Origin of the sequence: Paenarthrobacter ureafaciens (assembly GCF_004028095.1) — a bacterium.
Taxonomy (GTDB): Bacteria; Actinomycetota; Actinomycetes; order Actinomycetales; family Micrococcaceae; genus Arthrobacter; species Arthrobacter ureafaciens.
This window is the reverse complement of the sequence record NZ_SBHM01000007.1, coordinates 2581146-2600791: the sequence shown is the minus strand read 5'-3', so window position 1 is coordinate 2600791 and position 19646 is coordinate 2581146. Positions and strand designations below refer to the sequence as shown.

The 19646-nt window shown below is 64.7% G+C and carries 17 protein-coding genes; 7 read left to right on the top strand and 10 right to left on the bottom strand.

Annotation, left to right across the window (positions count from 1 at the left end; all coding sequences use genetic code 11):
• Nucleotide 1: 1 nt before the first annotated feature.
• Complete coding sequence (locus AUR_RS16360; protein ID WP_062095732.1) at nt 2–1192, bottom strand: TIGR01906 family membrane protein; 1191 nt, start codon at nt 1190–1192, stop codon at nt 2–4.
• Between the two features lie 139 nt (nt 1193–1331).
• On the bottom strand, nt 1332–2327 hold the full coding sequence (locus AUR_RS16355) for a stage II sporulation protein M (protein WP_170828525.1): 996 nt from the start codon (nt 2325–2327) through the stop codon (nt 1332–1334).
• Nucleotides 2328–2442: 115 nt separating this feature from the next.
• On the opposite strand from AUR_RS16355, the gene AUR_RS16350 reads away from it, so the two are divergent.
• On the top strand, nt 2443–3246 hold the full coding sequence (locus tag AUR_RS16350; protein WP_021471477.1) for an RDD family protein: 804 nt from the start codon (nt 2443–2445) through the stop codon (nt 3244–3246).
• Nucleotides 3247–3258: 12 nt separating this feature from the next.
• Here AUR_RS16350 and AUR_RS16345 read toward each other — a convergent pair whose 3' ends face one another.
• From AUR_RS16345 to AUR_RS16330, 4 genes are all read right to left on the bottom strand, one after another.
• Complete coding sequence (locus AUR_RS16345) at nt 3259–4476, bottom strand: L,D-transpeptidase (protein ID WP_021471478.1); 1218 nt, start codon at nt 4474–4476, stop codon at nt 3259–3261.
• Between the two features lie 107 nt (nt 4477–4583).
• Complete coding sequence (gene ahcY, locus AUR_RS16340; RefSeq protein ID WP_021471479.1) at nt 4584–6062, bottom strand: adenosylhomocysteinase; 1479 nt, start codon at nt 6060–6062, stop codon at nt 4584–4586.
• A gap of 44 nt (nt 6063–6106) precedes the next feature.
• Complete coding sequence (locus tag AUR_RS16335; RefSeq protein ID WP_062099075.1) at nt 6107–6295, bottom strand: Trm112 family protein; 189 nt, start codon at nt 6293–6295, stop codon at nt 6107–6109.
• Between the two features lie 131 nt (nt 6296–6426).
• Complete coding sequence (locus tag AUR_RS16330) at nt 6427–6804, bottom strand: DUF3499 domain-containing protein (protein WP_228145582.1); 378 nt, start codon at nt 6802–6804, stop codon at nt 6427–6429.
• A 143-nt stretch (nt 6805–6947) separates the two neighbouring features.
• Here AUR_RS16330 and AUR_RS16325 point away from each other — a divergent pair, with 143 nt between their 5' ends.
• Nucleotides 6948–7466 (top strand): metallopeptidase family protein, encoded by a 519-nt coding sequence (locus AUR_RS16325; protein ID WP_021471482.1) that lies wholly within the window; start codon nt 6948–6950, stop codon nt 7464–7466.
• A 60-nt stretch (nt 7467–7526) separates the two neighbouring features.
• On the opposite strand, the gene AUR_RS16320 is transcribed toward AUR_RS16325, so the two are convergent.
• From AUR_RS16320 to AUR_RS16310, 3 genes are read right to left on the bottom strand one after another with little or no spacing between them, the layout of a single operon-like run.
• Nucleotides 7527–9158: a DUF5719 family protein gene (locus AUR_RS16320; RefSeq protein ID WP_062095731.1), complete on the bottom strand. Its 1632-nt coding sequence runs from the start codon at nt 9156–9158 to the stop codon at nt 7527–7529.
• Nucleotides 9151–12486, bottom strand: a complete 3336-nt coding sequence (locus AUR_RS16315; protein WP_062095729.1) for a glycosyltransferase family 2 protein — start codon at nt 12484–12486, stop codon at nt 9151–9153. The genes AUR_RS16320 and AUR_RS16315 overlap by 8 nt, the downstream gene beginning before the upstream one ends.
• A gap of 11 nt (nt 12487–12497) precedes the next feature.
• Nucleotides 12498–13043, bottom strand: a complete 546-nt coding sequence (locus AUR_RS16310; protein ID WP_082694443.1) for a WhiB family transcriptional regulator — start codon at nt 13041–13043, stop codon at nt 12498–12500.
• 368 nt (nt 13044–13411) lie between these two features.
• On the opposite strand from AUR_RS16310, the gene AUR_RS16305 reads away from it, so the two are divergent.
• Complete coding sequence (locus tag AUR_RS16305) at nt 13412–14107, top strand: TIGR03089 family protein (protein WP_062095727.1); 696 nt, start codon at nt 13412–13414, stop codon at nt 14105–14107.
• Nucleotides 14108–14112: 5 nt separating this feature from the next.
• Here AUR_RS16305 and AUR_RS16300 read toward each other — a convergent pair whose 3' ends face one another.
• Nucleotides 14113–14685, bottom strand: coding sequence for a GtrA family protein (locus tag AUR_RS16300; RefSeq protein WP_062095725.1), 573 nt, complete (start codon nt 14683–14685; stop codon nt 14113–14115).
• A gap of 237 nt (nt 14686–14922) precedes the next feature.
• On the opposite strand from AUR_RS16300, the gene AUR_RS16295 reads away from it, so the two are divergent.
• Genes AUR_RS16295 through manA form a run of 4 tightly spaced genes read left to right on the top strand, consistent with a single transcriptional unit; the run spans nt 14923 to nt 19645 of the window.
• Complete coding sequence (locus AUR_RS16295; RefSeq protein ID WP_079941360.1) at nt 14923–16107, top strand: 5-(carboxyamino)imidazole ribonucleotide synthase; 1185 nt, start codon at nt 14923–14925, stop codon at nt 16105–16107.
• Entirely contained in the window at nt 16104–16667 is a 564-nt protein-coding gene (gene purE / locus AUR_RS16290) for a 5-(carboxyamino)imidazole ribonucleotide mutase (RefSeq protein ID WP_021471489.1), read from the top strand. Before AUR_RS16295 ends, purE begins: the two co-directional genes overlap by 4 nt.
• An 11-nt stretch (nt 16668–16678) precedes the next feature.
• Nucleotides 16679–18349, top strand: a complete 1671-nt coding sequence (locus AUR_RS16285) for an LCP family protein (RefSeq protein WP_062095721.1) — start codon at nt 16679–16681, stop codon at nt 18347–18349.
• A gap of 45 nt (nt 18350–18394) precedes the next feature.
• Complete coding sequence (gene manA, locus AUR_RS16280) at nt 18395–19645, top strand: mannose-6-phosphate isomerase, class I (protein ID WP_062095719.1); 1251 nt, start codon at nt 18395–18397, stop codon at nt 19643–19645.
• The last annotated feature ends 1 nt before the right edge of the window (nt 19646 follow it).

Sequence of the window (19646 nt, the reverse complement as noted above, 5' to 3'; positions counted from 1 at the left end):
CTTACCGCTTGGTGGTTGCTGAATCCTTGGTGGGGTCTGCAGCCTCGGCCTCAACATCGGCAGATTCGTTGGCATCCGCCGATTTGGCTCCCAGACCGCGACGACGGCGTGTGGGCCACGTCAGGATGAAGGTCACCGTGGCTGCCAGGAACACCAGGGCGCCGATGACGATTCCGGCGTCAACCCAGAACTGGCCGGGGAAGAGGCGGATGAGCGTATCCTCGAGCGAGAAAGTCCACGTGCCGCTGGCGAAGAAGATGCGGTGGAACTCGGTGAAGAACTGCTGCCAGCTCAGGACAGCCAACACGGCAAGACCGATGATGATCACCAGCGTGACGATCGAGCCGGCGAACAGGCCGCGGCGGACACCGCCGTCGCTCTTCTTCCGGAGGTACATGATGGCGATGAAGCTCAGGATGATCAGCAGGAGGCCGGCCCCGAAGGAAGACAGGATGACCAGCTTGACGTCGGCCATGTGTGAAACTTCGGAGTCCTTGAACAGCTGGTTGCCGTCCTCATGGACCAGGCCGCCCAGGTACCGCGGACCCGCCCAGTTGCTGAGGTAGTCCACTGCATAGGAGCCGTAGGTCATGCGGTCTTCGGTGCTGAACCCGTAGCCGTCCCCGGGGAAACCCGGCCGGTTGTACTCGATCCAGAGGAACAGGGGGCTGGCTACTGCACGGACGGCAAGCACCAGCAAGATGATGGGGAAGAAAATCGCGAGCAGCACTTGGAAGATGCGGGGCGCCAGCGGCTTCACCTTGGCCGCTTGCTCGCGCTCTGCGTTGCGGCGGGCAACTTCCTCTTCGGGCGGACGGACCTGAAGGGCCGACGTCGGTAACGGCTCCGAGTGCGACGCGCCGCCGGTTGGTTTGCCGGCAGGGGAAGAACCTGCGAACAGCGGGGGCTCGGGCTCGGTTTCTGCAGCTTCGGCCGCCTTGCGGCCGGCGCGGCTTTCGGGCTGGGTTCCAGTCGGGGCCGCGGGCTGGGATCCAGTGCGGCTTTCGGGTTGGGATCCAGTCGGGGCCGAGGACGCCGGCTGGGCTTTAGTAGCTGCATCGGCTGGGGCGGAGTTCCCCGCAGCCGACGTGGCGCCGGACGATGCGGGCTTCATCCATTCGAAGGCCGGTTCATCGGGATCGTCGTGGACGTCCGTGTCCGGTTCTTGTGGTTTCGGGCTCTTGTCGCTCACAGCGGTTTCACTTCCGTAGGCATCGACCGGCCACTGCGTGCTGCCGGATTCTTGTCTGCATTCGAGCCTACAGTCCGCCCTTGCACCGAAACAGGAGCCACCCCGCCGTCGGCAAGATTGAAACGTAACTGTAAGGTGCCTACGCAGCTATGCCCCGGTATCCGGCGTCGTTCGTTTCCAGGTCTCCCGTTTCCCCGGCGCGGAAGGCACGTCCGCCCAGCAGCAGTGCGTACACCCAGTAGGCGGCGAGGACCATCGCCCCAATGGTGATCTTCGCCCACACCGGCAAAGGGCTGGGCGTCACGAATGCTTCTACGACGCCGGAGACAAGCAGCACCAGAACCAGTCCCAGCGCAACGGTCACCAAGGAGCGGCCTTCCTCCGCAACAGCCTGGAGCCGGGTTCTCGGGCCCGGCTGGACCATGGCCCAGAAGATCCTTAATCCGGCTGCGCATGCAATGAAGACGGCCGTCAGTTCCATCAGGCCATGCGGAAGGATGTAGCTGAAGAAGATGTCCAGCTTCCCGGTCGCCACGAAGACTCCGGCCGCGGCTCCTACCGCCTGGGCGTTGAGGAAGAGGATCATGGGCACCCAGAATCCGGTGATGCCGAAGGCAACAGCCTGCGCGGAGATCCAGGCGTTGTTGGTCCACACGGCGCCGGCGAATGATGCTGCGGGGTTTTCGGAATAGTAGTCGATGAAGTCGTCCTCGACGTACCGGCGGATATTGTCGTCGCTGCCGAATACCGCCCGCAAGGCCTCCGGCGAGGTACCGATCCACAACGCATACGCCCCACCCACCGCCAGGAAGAAAAGTCCGCACCACACGGTCAGCCAGCGGATCCGGTAGAAAGCCGCAGGCAACGCGATCACAAAGAAGCGGGCCAGGTCTTCCATGAAGTTGGACCTGGCCCCTGTAAACCGGGTACGTGCCTGGGCCAAGGCTGCGGACAGGGACGACGACAAGGCCGATTCCGGCGCCACGGAACGGATCAGCGACAGGTGCGCTGACACGGTTTGGTACAGCCGCAGCAACTCGTCGGCCTCTTCCCCGGTCAGCCGCCGTTTATGGGCCAGGTAAGTAAGCCTGGACCATTTGCTCCCGTTCACGGCTGAGAAGGCATCGATGTCCACGGCTCCACCCTAGTCCCTGACGCGCGCGCGGCAGCGGGGACGCGGTTAGACTCAGTGCAGCAAAGGCAGGTCATGCCTTTCGCAGGGCAAAAGCTACGAGAGAGGCGGCGCCCGGTTGAGTTCAATCGTCACAGGCGAGGCAGTGGTCCTTGAACTGCGCCCAGCATCATTCGCCGCCCGCGCCCTGGGCCTGGTCCTGGACGTCATCGCGAACGTCGTACTGCTCATCCTGCTGATCATCCTCGTCGGCTTCGCCGCCCCGGACCTGGACGCGGCCGCAACGCGGGCCATCATTCTGGCCTGCGTCGTTTTCTCGTTCGTCATCGTCCCGGTCACGGTGGAAACCCTCACCCGTGGTCGTTCCCTGGGCAAGCTTGCCGCAGGACTCCGCATTGTCCGCGACGACGGCGGTTCCATCCGGTTCCGGCATGCGGTTATCCGCGGGCTGCTCGGGTTCCTCGAAATCTACGTGACGTTTGGTGGACTCGCCATTGGTGTGGCGCTGTTCAGCGAGAAGTCCAAACGGTTGGGTGACATCGTGGCCGGAACATACTCCCTTCGCCAGAGGGTTCCTGTGGAACCGCGTATCCTGCCTGCCGCGCCACCGTATCTTCAAGGGTGGGTGGCCATGGCCGACATTGGGCGTATCCCGGACAATACCGCGCGCCGTGCGGCGACCTTCGTCCAACAGGCTTATCGGATGGCGCCGGCATCGCGAACCAACATGGCCATTGCCTTGGCTTCCGAACTTGCCAGCTATGTGGCTCCGCCCCCGCCGGCAGGAACCATGCCCGGAGACTACATCGGGGCAGTCCTGGGCGAACGCCGGAACCGGGAGTACGAGCGGCTCAAGCGTGCCGAGCAGCGCAATCTGGCCACCGGTGAAAGGCTCCGCAAGCTGCCGTTCACGGAGCGCTGACTTTGCCTGGTCCTACCTTTGGGCGTAGCTTGCCCATGGAATATTCCAGTCACCGAAGCCTTCGAGCGGCTCGACGGCGGGGGCGCCGGTGTTGAGGATCTGCACGACGTCGCCGGTCTTCATGTTGTTGAAGAACCAGGCGGCATCCTCAGGCAAGAGACCCACGCAACCGTGCGACACATTGGCGCGTCCAATGGCACCCCAGGCGGCTTCCAAAGCCTGGTGAACATAGACGCCGGACCACGTCAGCCGGTTGGCGTACTCCACCACCAGCGGCGGATAATAGCCCTTGTCCCCCGGCTTCAGCCCGATGGTCCCGGCGTTGAAGTTGGAGTGGCGTTCCTGCTCCATGATCACCGCATAGCCCGTGGGCGAGAGCCAGTCCTCCCCGCCCAGGGACACCGGCGCTGTGTGTGCCAGCTTGCCGTCGATGTACACGTTCATGGTCTTGGTGGTGTCGTCAACCACGGCTATGCGCTGCGGACCGGTGGTGAAGGTGGACGTGACATCCCCGTTGCCGATCATTCCGTTGCCGAAGTCGACGCCCAGGAGCTTCATGTCCACGGTGACAGTGGTTCCCGCGGCCCAGAAGGCTTCGGGCCGGATGCGCACTTTCTTGTCCGAGTACCAGTGCCACGCCACCGGCTGTCCCGAGGAGACAGTGATGGCAACGCGCTTTTCCATGGCGGCCTTGTCCAGGACCGGTTCACTGAAGTTGATCTCGATCGGTTGCCCTGAACCTGCCACGGTGCCGTTGCGGGGGTAGATGGACGCATCCGCTTCATAGGCTGCCGAGACGGTGGTGAAAGTCTGGTTTCTGGTGGTTTCCTTGCCGGCAGAGTCAGCCACCGTGAAGGAGTAGTTGTATTGGGTCTTGAACTTCAGGACCTCCAGCGTTGTCCAGGTGCTGCCGTCCGGACTGATCTTCCCTTGCACGGGAGCGCCCCCGTCGGCAGGAACCAGGCGGACATCCTTGATTTTCCCGTTGACGGCTTTCACCTGCGGGCCGACCACCGGATTCCACTCCACTGCGCCATCGAGCGGAGTGACGCCCAGTTCAACGGGCTTGGCCTCGGGAGCGGCCGACTGCACCGTTCCGGCGTCGTTGGAGGCGGAGCCCGGCAGGAGGCCGGGGACGGTGGCCACACCGATTCCGCCGGCGGCGATGGCCGCGCAGATCCCGATGATGGCAACGACCTTGCCTGTTTTCCGCTTTGCGACTTCGGTCATGGTTCCCGTCTTCCTGTCCCCCGGCAGCTTTACTGAACAGTCAATTTTAGCCGAAAGGCCGGCCACGCAGGTTCGCGTGTCCGGCCTTCCAGTTCTTGTCACAAGGCTTAGTAGCGGTAATGCTCCGGCTTGTAGGGCCCGGCGACGTCGAGGCCCAGGTATTCGGCCTGTTCCTTGCTCAGTTCGGTCAGCTCTACGCCAAGCGCGTCAAGGTGGAGGCGTGCCACCTTCTCGTCAAGGATCTTCGGCAGGACGTAAACCTGCTTCTCGTACTCCCGCTCGCCGGCAGGCTGGTCGTGCTTGGTCCAGAGTTCGATCTGCGCGATGGTCTGGTTGGCGAAGGAGTTGCTCATCACGAACGACGGGTGGCCCGTGGCGTTGCCGAGGTTCAGGAGGCGGCCTTCGGAGAGCACGATGATGGAGCGCTCGTTGTCCGTTCCGGAGTCGAAGACCCATTCGTGGACCTGCGGCTTGATTTCGACCTTCTTGACGCCGGGAAGCTTGGCAAGGCCGGCGATGTCGATCTCGTTGTCGAAGTGGCCGATGTTGCCCACGATCGCCTTGTTCTTCATGCCCACCATGTGCTCGGCCAAGATGACGTCCTTGTTGCCGGTGGTGGTGATGAAGATGTCACCCTGCGCCAGAACCGTCTCCAGCTTGGCCACTTGGTATCCGTCCATGGCGGCCTGCAGGGCACAGATGGGGTCGATCTCGGTGACCACTACGCGGGAACCCTGGCCCCGGAGCGCCTCGGCCGCACCCTTGCCGACGTCGCCATAGCCACAAACGACGGCGACCTTGCCGCCCATGAGGACGTCGGTGGCGCGGTTGATGCCATCAGGGAGGGAGTGGCGGATGCCGTATTTGTTGTCGAACTTGCTCTTGGTCACGGAGTCGTTGACGTTGATGGCCGGGAAGAGGAGCTTGCCCTGCTCGGCGAGCTGGTACAGGCGGTGGACACCCGTGGTGGTCTCCTCGGTGACGCCCTGGATGCGGGCCGCGGTCCGCGTCCACTTCTGCGGGTCCTCGGCAAGCGTGCGGCGAAGGACGTCCAGGATGATGCCGTATTCCTCGGGGTCCTCTTCCGTTGTGGCCGGGACAGCCCCGGCGGCTTCGAACTCAACGCCCTTATGCAGCAGGAGCGTTGCGTCGCCGCCGTCGTCGAGGATCATGTTGGGGCCCAGCTCCGGGTTGCTGTCGGCACCCGGCCAGGTGAGGATCTGCTCTGCGGTCCACCAGTACTCTTCCAGGGTTTCGCCCTTCCAGGCGAACACGGGAACACCCTGCGGGTCTTCCGGAGTTCCCTTGCCAACCACGACGGCGGCCGCGGCCTCGTCCTGGGTGGAGAAAATGTTGCACGATGCCCAGCGGACTTCGGCGCCCAAAGCGGTGAGGGTCTCGATCAGCACGGCAGTCTGCACGGTCATGTGCAGCGAGCCGGCAATCCGGGCACCCTTCAGGGGCTGGGAGGCGCCGAATTCTGCGCGCAGCGACATCAGGCCCGGCATTTCGTGTTCGGCGAGGCGGATCTGGTGGCGTCCGGCCTCGGCCAGGGAGATGTCGGCTACTTTGTAGTCAAAAGTCATGGGTGTCCTTCGATGTACCTTGTGGAATTCGTGTCTTGGGAGAATCAGGCGTCGGCGGCCGGAAGAAGGTCCGGCGGCAGGAGCAGGGGAATTCCGTCTTCGATTCCGTAACGGACCTTGTTGCCGGCGGCGTCCGCCTCGGTGGAGACGAGCTCCTCGCCTTCCTGCACCAGCGCGGACCCTGTCACCGGGCAACGCAGGATGGACAACAGTTCAGGACTTACCTTTGGCATGGTGAATGCTCCCTGGATGGCGCCGGGCATGGCGCCACGGGCTGATTATTCTGCAGGTTCCAGCCTACCGCGCGGGACTAAGCGTCACGGAGCCGGCGAAATATTGCTCCGGACCCGGGCCGCCCGCCGGGTCAGGAAGGTTCGCGCAGGACCCTCAGGTGTCCCCGTCGGGTGCCCTCAACAGCGGCAGGCGGTTCCACCGGGGTGCGCGGGGTACGGGACGGGCTTTCCGGTGCTGCGGATGCGGCTTCCCGCACTGCGTTCGCAAGGGCCAGCAGATCATCCGGGCCCGGCTGCGGCGGGGTGCCCGGCATGGCCAGGCGAAGCACTTCCCATCCCCGCGGGACGGTCAGCGTTTCCGCATGCTGGGCACAGAGGTCATAGGCGTGGGGTTCGGCGTACGTTGCCAACGGGCCCAGAACGGCGGTCGACTCGGCATAGACGTACGTCAAAGTAGCTACCGCTGACTGGCGGCAGGCTGATCTTGAACACTGGCGAATAGCACCCACAACATCCCAGATTAGCCGCAGTTGGCCCCTGGAGCGTGCATTGACGGGCACAGCAGGCCGCATTTCGGCTCCGAAGCAGGGCCCGACGGCGGCGCCGGCCCCATGATGTCGCGCTGGCGGTTGGGCGGGACTACAGTCGTTGTATGCAGTCACAGCCACAGGTTCCTGGCTTCACCATCCAGTGGAATGAGGCCAACGGCAGTCAGGCCACTGACCCTGCTGCGCAAGCCCCCCGCGGGTTCCGGCGGCGCCGTCGCAACCGTCATGGGCGGGGCCTGCGGGGCGAGCTGATGCTCCCCAACCTTCCGGGCTTCCGGTCCCGCTCCGAGCGCTTCGATGACATGGTGCTCGACTCGGCCGAACGGCTGCAGGAGATGTGGGGCCAGCAACTCGATGGCGTGCTCTTTGCCGTGGATGAGATCCCGCCCCGGTTGGAGCAGCTGGTCGCCGAACGCACGGCAGCGCCCATGGGGGCATACACGCCGGCCCGCGGAGGCGAACCTCCCATGATCACGGTGTACCGGCGGGTTGTTGAACAGGCTGCGGGCACCCGCGAGGAACTCCAGGACCTGGTCCATGACGTTGTGGTGGAGTACACGGCCGAGATGCTCGGAGTGCCACCTGAGACGCTCGACCCCGTGTACCGCCGTCGTTATCAGTAGCACGGTGTGCCGGCAGCCTCAAGCCGGACTGCACCGCGTACCGAACCGGCTGCAGGCCGCTCAGTAACCGACCGTGACGGGCACCTTCCGCAGGCCGTCCGCGGCGTCCTGAATGGCCAGCACGGCCACGTCGGGACGGTCTTTGTTTCCCAGGACCACGGAACCGTAGACGGGATCACCTTCAGCTGAAACCACGTAACCCGCTACCGCAGCACCGCCCGACGTGGCCGGGAGCTCGATCAGGGACGTCGTGCCGCCGGACATATCGACGTCCACGGACTTCCCGACCTTGCCATCGGCGGTCACCGGGGCATAGCTCACGGTTGCCCGCCCTTCCGGCACCCCGAAACTGAAGAAGCTCTGGCCCGCGCGCGGAGCAGCTACCAAGTGCTGGCTGCCCAGGCGGGAAGCGGAAGGGGACCAGGCAAAGTCGGCCGGCGAGTCAGCCTTGGCTCCCCGGACAACGCGGGTGGAGGCCACGAACGCCACGTCCGAGCTCGCCGTGACGGTGTAACTGCCGGAAGGAAGTCCGTCCAGTTTCAACGACGCAACAGTGCCGCCCTTCACGGTCACCACTCCTCCGTCGGGGATTTGCCGTTCTCCGTTGGCGCCGTAGACCTTCACCTGCACCACGGCGTCACTGGAGCCCGGAACGGCCAGTTGGAGCGACGGGACAGCATCGGTGAAATCTGGCTTCCCGCCGAGTGCCTGAACAGCTGCGGCATCCTGGATATCGACGCCGGACATCACCTGAAGCGTGGACGGCGCCGTGCCGGGTGAGAGGAAGTCAACGCCGCCGGGGACAAGCCCCCGCAGGGCGCTCTGCTGGATGGTTCCGGCCACGGGCCCGCCGGTACTGCGGACGTGCACCGCCAGTTCCGACTCGTTCGGGGCCAATCCGGCCAGGTTCACCGAGCGTGTGGTCCCGGGCGCGACCAGGAGGCCCCTGGCGCCGGGGGCTTGGATCTGCCCCTGGGCACCAAAGAGGTCCAGGCTGACCGTGGCAGGGGTCTCGGATGCATTGCTGAGATTGAGCACCGCAGTCCGCCCCAAAGCCGTGTTGGCGCCGAGCAACCATGAGTCGTTTCCGGGTTGCTGGCACTGCGCGGCTGCCATGCCCCGCAGGTCACCGTCCGTGGCCGAATAGCTGAGGTTTGCAGACAAGGAGGCCTGTTCGTTGCCGATCGGATCCGCGCCCACCACTGCCGGGGACGTCACGGATGTGATGGAAGCAACGGCTGCGGCCAGCACGGGCGGACCCGGCGTGGGCGAGGGCGTGCTGGCGGGAGCCTGGGCGATCCTGGCTATGCCCTTGCCGTCCAGGGACGTGACGTTGCTGCCGGGGACCGTTCCGGCCGGATTGCTGAGGACGACGGCGTTGAGCGCACTCGTCGCGGTTGTCGATACCGGGCTGAAGTCGGCATCGGTATCCACATCGGTTCCAGTGACCAACCGGGCAGGCTCAGGGCAGACGCCAAGCGACCGCCCGGCAGGGACATCGGCTTGCTTCACTTCGACGTTGCTGCTGCCCGTTGGCCCGGGAACCATTCCGGATGCTGCCACCGCGCCTCCCCCGGCGGCCAGGATCACCATCGCGGACACCACCCCGCCGACAACGCCCTTGTTGGAACCGCGCCGGCTCTTGGAATTGCGCCGGTTGTCCCGGCCCGCTTTCTCCTGTTCGTCAGACACTGCTGTACTCCTTACGGAGGGAAACTTCGTCCCTTGTCATGCCGGTCCGGGAACGGCGGGCGGGTACGGGTACGGCCAGGAGTGCCGTGAGCCCGAATACCACTACCTGCAGGATTCCCAGCCATAGGGCCCAGGGGTTGGTGTGGCGAATTTCAAGGTGCCCGCCGGTGGCGGGAAGTTCGAAGGCCTGGGACCAGCCGGACGTCGTGGCAGGGAGCTCCTTGCCGTCCAACCACGCCTTCCAGCCGGTGTCGAAGCGCTCAGCGAGTACTACCTTGCGTCCCGGGTCGCCTGGAGGCACGTCCCCGGCCACGCTCACGTCCTCGGAAGGCAGGGCACCGATCACGGTGTCCTTGGCATCAATGATCCTTGCGCGGACTGCGGTGTCCGAGACCGTGGTGGCCGCCGCTCCGCGCGGAGTGACGCGCCACAGCCATCCCGCTTCGGTTTGCCCCACAGCAACAAGTCCGGGGACTGCGTCGATCCGGCTGGCGGTCAGTTGCGCGGCGCTGTCCGCAGTCTTGAGGACCACGAAACCTGCGCCGAGTTGTTCCAGATCAGCACGTGGATCCACCCCCGTACTCGCGACGATCGTCGCTACGGCCCTGCGGAGCGAGGCGGTTGCGGCGTCGTCGGTGTTCATTTCCTCCCGGCCCGGCGCACCGCTGATGGTGCGGGCCGAGGCGATCGTGGAAAGGCTGTCCAGAGTGGTGCCGGCGCCCCGCATCAATGACGACGTGAACTCGCCCTGCTCGCCGCTGGTGATAACCAGCGTCCTGGTGCGCTCGGGTCCCACGCCGCGGTCGACGGCGGTGGCCGGCAGGGTGGCGGTCTCCACCGCCCGGACCTGTCGTGAAGCGCCGAGTGAGGCGGCCGCACCGGCCTCCGCACGTTGGGTCGTCGGGGCATCCGATTGCAGGACATTCTGGGCTACCCAAGCGCCCATGCCGGCCAACGGGCCGGACAACAGGACGGCGACGGTGACGCCCGAGACGGCTCCGCGCAGCGATGGCTTCCAACGCCCTGCACCCGCGGACCGGGACGTGCCGAAGATGCGGTCGGCGCCGATCATCGCAGCACCCAACAGCAGTACCCCGGCCGCCGAAACAGCCGGTCCTGTGAAGGGGCCGGCCAGTACGTTGTTGTTCACGCCCGTAGCCACATGCCCGAACAACCAGCTGCAGGCAAGAGTGGCCAAGGCGGCCAGCCAGAAAATACGGGCCAGGACCATGCGCTCACCGGGCAGGAACAAGGCGACGACAGCAAGCACCAGCACCGGGACGCCGATCAGCAATGCAAGGATCAGGGCCCAGGGAACCGACCCCGGTCCAAAGAGCCCCAGACCGGTTAGTCCGCCGTCGACGTCGAACGCCAGCGGCTGCCCAAGGAGTTGCTGCCAAAGCGGTGCCGCTTCAAAGAACCGGGGCACGCCGGGATCGGCGAGCAAGGAGCGGGGACGGTCCGCGGCGGAAATCGCATACGGGATGAAGAGCGCGGCGCTGGGCAGAAGCGACCACCACAGCGTTTTTCCCCGACGCCCCAAAACAACGGCAGCCAGGATGATCGCTACGGTGATGGGCCCCAGCAACGAGGGAGCTGATGCCGTAATGGCAGCCATGACCAGGCCCGCTGCAGCAGCTGCTGTCCATGAGGGCACTCCGTTGACCCCGGGCTTGCTTCGGCCCGGGACGGAACGGCGGGCGGGGAGTTGGTGCCGGCCACCGTTGGCCAGTGCTGAACCGGACGCCCGCAACAGCGCCAAGAGCAGCAAGGGCATCAGGACATGTGCCACGAGGGCACCAAGACGGCCCTCGTTGACGGCAATCAAAAGTGCAGGCGCGCTTCCCCAGACAAGGGCCGCTACCATCCTGAAACGGCGGAGCCTGGTCAACGCACCAACGGCGAACCAAGCGCCCAGTGCGGACAGGGGCAGGGCCAGGACCAACAGCCAGCTCATCGCTGCGTTGCCGTCGCCACCGCCCAGGATGGAGATCGCCCACAGAACGTATCCGAACGGATCACCATGGCCGGGCAATCCGGCGCCCAACGAAATCCACCACGTGGAGGCGTTGTCCCACATGGCTCCCGGAGTCGCGGACACCGGCAGTAGGCTTCCTCCTGTAACTGCTCCCGTGCGGAGAAGCCCGAGAAGTCCCACCATCGCTGCGGCAAGGGTGACGAGGACCGCTGCCACCGCTCCCGTTCCCACCCAACCGCGCTCGTTCGTGGCCAGTGCCGCGAAGTCGTCCGTGGAGTCTCCGCTGGGTTCCGGTGCCAGGAGATCGGAGACCTCTTGGCGCTCTTCAGGGGGTCGGATGGCTTCCAGCAGCGAACGCCGGTGCGCGCGGACCTCGCGCGAGGAGCGTTGGAGTCCCCGGACCACGGTCCGGTGCAGGCTCCGCGTCCGGGCGGCTGAGCGTCGGCTTCGCACCACTGCCATTGGACGGGCAAGGGCGGAAACCGTGGAGGTGAATTGCGAGAAGCCGTAGCCGGGTTCCTTCACCAGGATGCTGAGGACCAGGCGCAGCAAAGAGCCCAGCAGCGCGCCCACAGCGTGGAACGGCACTTTCCACCAGGCAGTGTGTTTGAGGCGGAGGTGGATCTGGGCCTTACGGGCAGCCGCGGAGGTTCCCAGGCCGTTGGGGCGGTGCTCCACGTGGAACATCCGTGCGCTGGGAACAACAACCACGCGGTTGCCTGCAAGCCAGTTCCGCCAGCAGAAGTCGACGTCATCGCCGCTCCCGGGCAGTGCGGGGTCGAAGCCGCCAAACTGCTCCCAGACGTCGCGTCGGATCAGCATGCCTGCCGAATTGACTGCGAAGGTGTCCGTGCGGGCATCGTATTGGCCCTGATCCACCTCGTCAGCGTCGATCAGCGTCAGGCGTTCTGCCCATCGGCTCGTGGACAAGCCCACATCAACCAAGTGCCGCTCGTCGTCCCAGCCCAACTGCTTGCAACCGGCAACTGTGACCGACGTAGTCCGCTCAACGGCGTGGAGGAGTTCCGCCAGCGCATCCGGGGCCGGGGCCGCGTCATCATGAAGCAGCCAGATCCATTCCGTTGTTTCCGACGACGCTGATCCGGCGGGAGCCAACTGCTCCAATCCGGACCGGACGGCAGAACCAAACCCGGCTTTTGCGTGGTGGTGAAGTTCCACCACGTTGGCATCGCCGAGCACATTACGGAGCAGTTCCGCCGAATGGTCGGTCGATCCCGCATCAACGCCAATGGCGGCATCTGCCGAACGCGTCTGGTTCGACAATGCCGCCAATGTCCTGGGGAGATAGTTCCCGCCGTCGTGGGCAACCACGACGGCGGTAACGTGCACTTCCTTAAGAATTAGACCGCTCGCTTCCTTAGCCGACGACGCTCACGCTCGGAGAGGCCGCCCCAAATGCCGAATCGTTCGTCGTTCGCGAGGGCGTACTCGAGGCACTGCGAGCGGACGTTGCACGCTCCGCAGACCTTCTTGGCGTCCCTGGTGGAACCGCCCTTTTCAGGGAAGAAGGCTTCGGGATCGGTCTGTGCGCACAGCGCATCCGTCTGCCAGCCAAGCTCACCTTCATCATCGAAGTCAGCCTGCGTAGGCAACCCGATCCAGACAGGCTGCACCGGGCTTTCAAGCGGACGGCGCAACTCCATGGGTGGATCGTCAAGTTCGTCCTCGGCCGCGGCGGGGTCGTCCCCGATCAAGGCCTCGTGGGCTGCGAGGAGCGCCGTTGCCTGCTCCTCCAGCGATTGCTGCACGTTCTGGTTGTATTTCTCTGCCGCTTCGGGATCCGCCGGATCCACATACCAATCCCCGGGTACTTCCCGCGACCGGTATTTTACCGACGCGTGTTCTGCGACGACTGCATCTTCCTGGATACGCAACGCTTGCCCCATGGCGTCCCTCCTGATTTTGCAGCTGCTGCTTGGATGTTTTCCGATTCCCGGTGTTCGTTCCGGTCCTCTGTGCAGCGGCGTTTGATTACTAATTACACGTGTGTAACTAGCTGCCAGTCAAGCCGCGCCGGGATAATAATCAAGAATCTGTAGAAACGTGGGCTGCGCCACGCCCAACGTTTTGGTACTGGTCCCCGGGCGTGGCGGAACCAAAACGAAAGCGTCGTCCTGCTTGCCGACCGCGTACCCCGGCTTTCCGCGGATTCCCGCCATGGCTGCCGGCCCCGCCAGCGAATGGACTAATCCCGGTGTGCGGCATTTCACACAGGGCATCCCGCTGCCAGTGCAGCGCGTGCCAAGATGGACCCATGAGTATCCCGGCAGCCAACTTGATGTCCGCCCTGCGATCCGGCCACTCCACCTCGCCGAGGCTCACGTGGTACGGCCCCGACTCCGAACGGGTGGAATTGTCCGGCCGGGTCCTGGACAACTGGGTGGCCAAAACCAGCAACCTGCTGCAGGACGAACTCGACGCCGAACCGGGCACGGCCATCAGGATCGACCTCCCTGCGCACTGGAAGTCCTTTGTGTGGGCGCTGGCCGCTTGGCAGCTCGGCATGGAAGTTGTTCTGGACGGCTCAGCCGCAGATCTGCTGGTGACCAATGATCCCTCTGACCACACGGGCGCGGCATACGACGCTGTCGTGGCGGTACCCCTCGCGGCGCTGGCCATGAGCTGGCCGGGCGAGCTGCCCCCCGGCGTCGTTGACTACGCTGCCGAAGTGCGTTCCCACGGTGACGTGTTCATGGTGCACAACGAGCCCACCCCGGAACTCGCAGCCGTACGTGGCAACGCCGGCTATGCCCACGCGGATCTTATGGAACAGTTTGCGGAAGCCGCCGAGCCCGGCGTCCGCCTGCTGGTGCGGGCCTCCGAGGGACTGGAGTCCGGACTGTCGGCAGCTCTTGGCGCCTGGCAGGGGGACGGTTCAGTGGTGTTGGTGCACGAGGATGTGGATGTGACCGAACATCTGCTCGAGAACGAGCGCGTTAGCCGTTCGTAGGCCCGTCAACCGTTCTTTATACGGGGAAACTCGCCCGTGGGAGGTCCGGCGTGGCCGGCATCGGCGGTTCCGCTCTGGGCCTTGTGGTGGACCTCGAGGATCTCGTGGTCGTGCGAGAACTCGGGCTCTGCATCGAGTTCTTCGTTGAAGACCCAGAAACGGTAGGCGAAGAACCGGAAGATCGTCCCGAGGATCAAGCCCACTACGCTGCCGGCAATGAACAGTGATGGTTTGTCATTGAGGTTGAGGATGTACTTGGCAACCCACACGCAGCCCGACGCGATGAGGAGCCCGACGAAGTTCATCACGGCAAAGAGAATGGCCTCACGGACAACGTTCGCTTGCTTCCGGTGACGGAAGGTCCAGAACCTGTTGGCAATCCAGGAAAAAATACTCGCAACGATCGTCGCGATCGCCTTGGCCCAGACCTCGCTGCCGTGCATGGGACCCGAAAAGAGCCAAATGAAAACGGCAGAGTCAATGACGAAAGCTACACCTCCAACGGCGCCGAACTTGGCTACTTCGCGCCAGAAGAGCGAGGCAAGTCCGCGGATGCGATCTGCAAGTGTGGTGATCATGACCCTCCATGGCCGTTGAAAATTAGGGCCGGTGGGCCTCATCCATTTTAGCGCCGATTTTTTCGCGTTGCCTTGGAGCAGCCTGTGCAGACGCTGTTTGACGGTACTTCCCGGGTCCTCCGCGGCCGTTGAAACACAGGTGGCTAGGCTCCTGAACACAGGTGGCTACGCTCCTGCGCACAGTTGACTACGCTGGAGAATCCGTGATCGAGCCGCTGGTTCGGTAGGCTGAACCTTGTGACTTTTCCTGTTATTGGCGTTGTTGGCGGAGGCCAACTCGCACGCATGATGGCCCCGCCCGCTACTGCACTGGGCTTTGAACTCCGCGTACTGGCCGAAGGTGAGGACGTTTCAGCGGTAGCCGCCGTGGCCACAGCGCCTGTTGGCGATTACAAGGACCTGGACACCCTCCTTGAGTTTGCCAAGGGCGTGGATGTCCTGACCTTTGATCACGAACACGTTCCCACGGACCACTTGCACGCCCTGCTTGACGCCGGTGTGAACGTCCAACCCGGGCCGGAGTCACTGGTGAACGCCCAGGACAAACTGGTGATGCGTGCCGCGATCGACCGCCTCGGACTTCCCAACCCCGAGTGGGCTGCCGTGAACACGGTGGAGGAGCTGGTGGCGTTCGGAGACAAGATCGGCTGGCCGGTGGTCCTGAAGACACCCCGCGGCGGTTACGACGGTAAGGGCGTGCGCATCGTCGACTCCCCCGAAGATGCCGCAGACACCGCCAGCTGGTTCCAGGCCATGAGTCCCCTCCTTGCCGAAGCCAAAGTGGACTTCAGCCGCGAGCTCTCCGCCCTGGTTGCGCGGACACCCAGCGGCGAGGCCCGTGCGTGGCCTGTGGTGCACACCATCCAAGTGGACGGAGTGTGCGATGAAGTCATTGCCCCCGCCCAGAACATCTCAGTGGAAGTAGCTGCCGCAGCCGAGGATGCTGCCCTGCGCATCGCCACCGAGCTTGGCGTCACGGGCGTCATGGCGGCTGAACTCTTTGAAACCCCGGGCGTCGGCGCCGGCTTCCTCATCAACGAGCTCGCCATGCGCCCGCACAACACCGGCCACTGGACCCAGGACGGTTCCATCACGAGCCAATTCGAACAGCACTTGCGAGCGGTCCTGGACCTTCCGCTGGGTGCCACGGACGCCCTGGCACCCGTGGCCGTCATGAAGAACTTCCTGGGCGGGGAAAACCAGGATCTTTTTGCTGCCTTCCCCCTGGCCCTGGCCTTTGAACCGGCTGCCAAGGTGCACTGCTACGGCAAGTCCGTGCGCCCCGGCCGCAAGATCGGCCACGTCAACCTGTTGGGCACAACCGCCTCCGACGTGGATTCCGTCCGTTCCCGCGCAACGGCAGTCGCAAACACCATCCGGGACGGCCGCGTCCCGTCGGAATCCTCTGAGGAGAACGCATGACAAACCCCACCGTCGCTCCCTTGGTAGGCCTCGTGATGGGTTCGGATTCGGACTGGCCGGTCATGGAGGCCGCGGCCGATGCTTTGGCGGAGTTCGGCATTCCGTTCGAGGCAGACGTCGTTTCCGCCCACCGGATGCCCACGGAGATGATCCGGTACGGCCAGACCGCCCATGAGCGCGGACTTCGCGTCATCATCGCCGGCGCCGGCGGAGCGGCACACCTGCCGGGCATGCTGGCCTCCGTCACGCCCCTTCCCGTGATTGGTGTTCCCGTTCCCTTGAAGACCCTGGATGGCATGGACTCGTTGTTGTCCATCGTCCAGATGCCTGCCGGCGTTCCGGTGGCCACCGTCTCGATCGCCGGTGCCCGGAACGCAGGCTTGCTGGCCGTCCGGATGCTGGCATCAGGAACTGACGACCTCGCTGTCCGCCTCCGCGACGACCTCCTCACCTTCGCCCGGGAGCTGAACGATACCGCCACCAGGAAGGGCGAAAACCTGCGGCAGAAAGTCAGCGAGGTCTTCGCTTCCGCAAACACTTCCGAGGGGAGCACCCGCTAGGAAGGCCGCGGATGACCACCATGAACCAGAACACCCGTCAGCCAGGCGGAGCCCTGACTGATCCCGTCAGATATCCGTCCGGGGCCAGCGCCCCGGTGCGGACCAAACGCGCGTTCGTGCTGGTCCTCCTCACCTTGTTCGTCCCCGGCAGCGCCCAGATCGTAGCCGGCGACCGGAAACTCGGCCGCCTTGCCCTGCGCGTAACCCTCGCAGTCTGGGCGGTAGCGATCCTGGCTTTACTGATCGCCGCCCTGAACCGCAGCCTCCTGCTGGGCATAGTGACGCACCCCGTCGGCTCCCTTGTGATCATCGTGGTGCTCATTGCCTTGGCCCTTGGCTGGGCCTTCCTGTTCCTCAACACCCTCCGGATCATCCGTCCGGTTTTGCTGGCCCCGGGCATGCGGCCCATCATCGCCGTCATGCTGGTCGCTGCCACTGTCCTGGGGAGCGGTTCACTCGGCTACCTCGCCTACGTCCTGAATGTCAGCAGGAACGCGATCAGCAGCATCTTCAATGCCGGGCCCGCCATTGACCCGGTGGACGGACGCTACAACTTCCTCATGATGGGCGGCGACGCCGGAGATGACCGCACCGGCCGCCGTCCGGACAGCCTCTCCGTCATCAGCGTGGACGCCAGGACCGGCGAAAGCGCCATCATCTCGGTGCCCCGAAACCTCCAGAACGCGCAGTTCAGCGAAGATTCGCCGATGCGCAAGATCTACCCCGACGGGTACAACTGCGGCGACGAGTGCCTCATCAACGCCGTCAACACGGAAGTCACCAACAACTACCAGGACCTGTACCCCGGTGTGGCAGACCCCGGGGCCCAAGCCACCCTTGAGGCTGTGTCCGGAACACTTGGCATCACGGTCCAGGCCTATGTCCTGGTGGACATGGATGGTTTCGCAAAATTGATCGATGCCATGGGCGGCATCCGCATCAAGGCCGGCGGCTGGGTTCCCATCAGCGGTCCCGTCACCGACGAAGCCAACGGAATCCACGGCATGCCTGACGGTTGGATCCCGGCCGGCGACCAGCACCTGGATGGCTTCCACGCCCTGTGGTACGGACGGTCCCGCGAGTTCGTGGACGACTACGCCCGCATCGCCCGCCAGCAGTGCGTGCAGCAGGCCATGCTGAAGCAGTTGGATCCGGCAACCCTGCTGACGAAGTTCGAGGACATCGCCAACGCAGGAACCAAGGTGGTGGATTCGAACATCTCGTCCTCCCAGCTGGGCAGCTTCGTCGACCTCGCTTTGAAATCGAAGAACCAGCCGGTCAAGCGCCTCACCATCGGCCCGCCGGACTTCGACGCCTCCTTCTCCACGGTGCCCGATTTCGACCTGATCCATTCAAGGGTCCAGCAACTGCTGACGCCTTCCAACGGACCCAAGGCCAACGACTCCATGGTGTCCAACACCGTGCAGGGAGCGGGCCCAATAGCCGCCTCCGGTCCGGTTCAACCGCAGCTCTCCCTCCAACAGCAGGCAGCCGTCCAGCCAGTGGCACTCAAGCCTGCCGGCCAGCAGCCCTCGCCGTCGTCGCCGGACTTCACTCCGGTCACTACCACCCCTGACGGCACCCCGATCACCGAGGAACTGCTCAACGGCCTCAAAGCGCAGGGCGACGAACAGGGTATCCGTAACCTCGTGGCCACCAATGGCCAGTGCGCCCCGCTCTAACCGCCCCTTTTCATCCCATTCCGAGCAACATAAGGACTTCTTTCCGTGTATCAGATTGAGAATGTTTTGCGGCCCTACGTGTGGGGTTCGACGACGGCGATCGCGGACTTGCTGGGGCGGCCCGCTTCGGGCGGTCCGGAAGCGGAGCTTTGGATCGGGGCCCATCCGGATTCGCCGTCCACCGCCATCCACCCCAACGGCGTGACGCAGTCCCTGGATGAATTGATCGCCTCGAACCCGCTGCACCATCTGGGCGCAGAGAGCCTGGCGGAGTTCGGCCCCCGGCTGCCCTTCCTGACCAAGGTCCTCGCAGCTGAGCAGCCGCTGTCCCTGCAGGTACACCCGAGCCTGGAACAGGCGCGCGAGGGTTTCGCGCGGGAGAATGCTACGGGGTTGCCCGCCGATGCCGCCGAGCGGAACTACCGCGATGACAACCACAAGCCGGAGATGATCTTCGCACTGACGCCGTTCCGGGCCCTGTGCGGTTTCCGGTCCGCCGCAGCCGCGAAGAGCATCTTCGTACACCTTGCGACGATCCTGGATTCGGCAGCCATGGATGTCCCGGACACCATTACGGGCGTCATCGCCGATCTTGGCCAGCCTGACGAGTCCGCAGCGCTCCGGGCCGCTTTTACCCGGCTGATTGAAGGTGGACGCACGGTTTCCGGAGCCGTGGTCGCCGTGGAATCCGTGCTCCGCGCAGGTGCGCCGCGGGAACCGCACCAGGAAGCGCTGACCACCCTGCTGGACATCAACGACGCCTTCCCCGGCGATCCCGGCGTCCTCATTTCGCTGCTGCTGAACCTTGTGTCCTTGGAGCCGGGGCAGGCAATCTACCTCCCTGCCGGGAACATCCACGCCTACATCCGGGGCTTGGGCATTGAGGTCATGGCGTCCTCGGACAACGTGCTCCGCGGCGGGCTCACGCCAAAGCATGTGGATGTGGCCGAACTGCTCAAGACCGTCCGCTTCGAGTCTTTGGGCGTGCCCAGGGTGTTGGCCGAGGGCACGGAATTCGGGCAGGAACTGTACCGTCCGCCTTTCAAGGAATTCCAGCTCCAACGGATCGAACTGGGTCCGGACGCAGCCCCGGTGCCGTTGGCACAAACCGGTCCGGCCGTCGTCGTGGTTATTGCCGGAGCAGTGGTCCTCGACTCCCCCAGGAGCGATCTCCGCGTGCAGCGCGGTGGCGCCGCGTTCATCCCGGAGATTGAGAACCCGGTCAACGTACACCCTGTCCAGGGTGCCACGGGGACCAGCGTGGCCTTCGCCGTGACCACCGGACTGGGGAAATAAG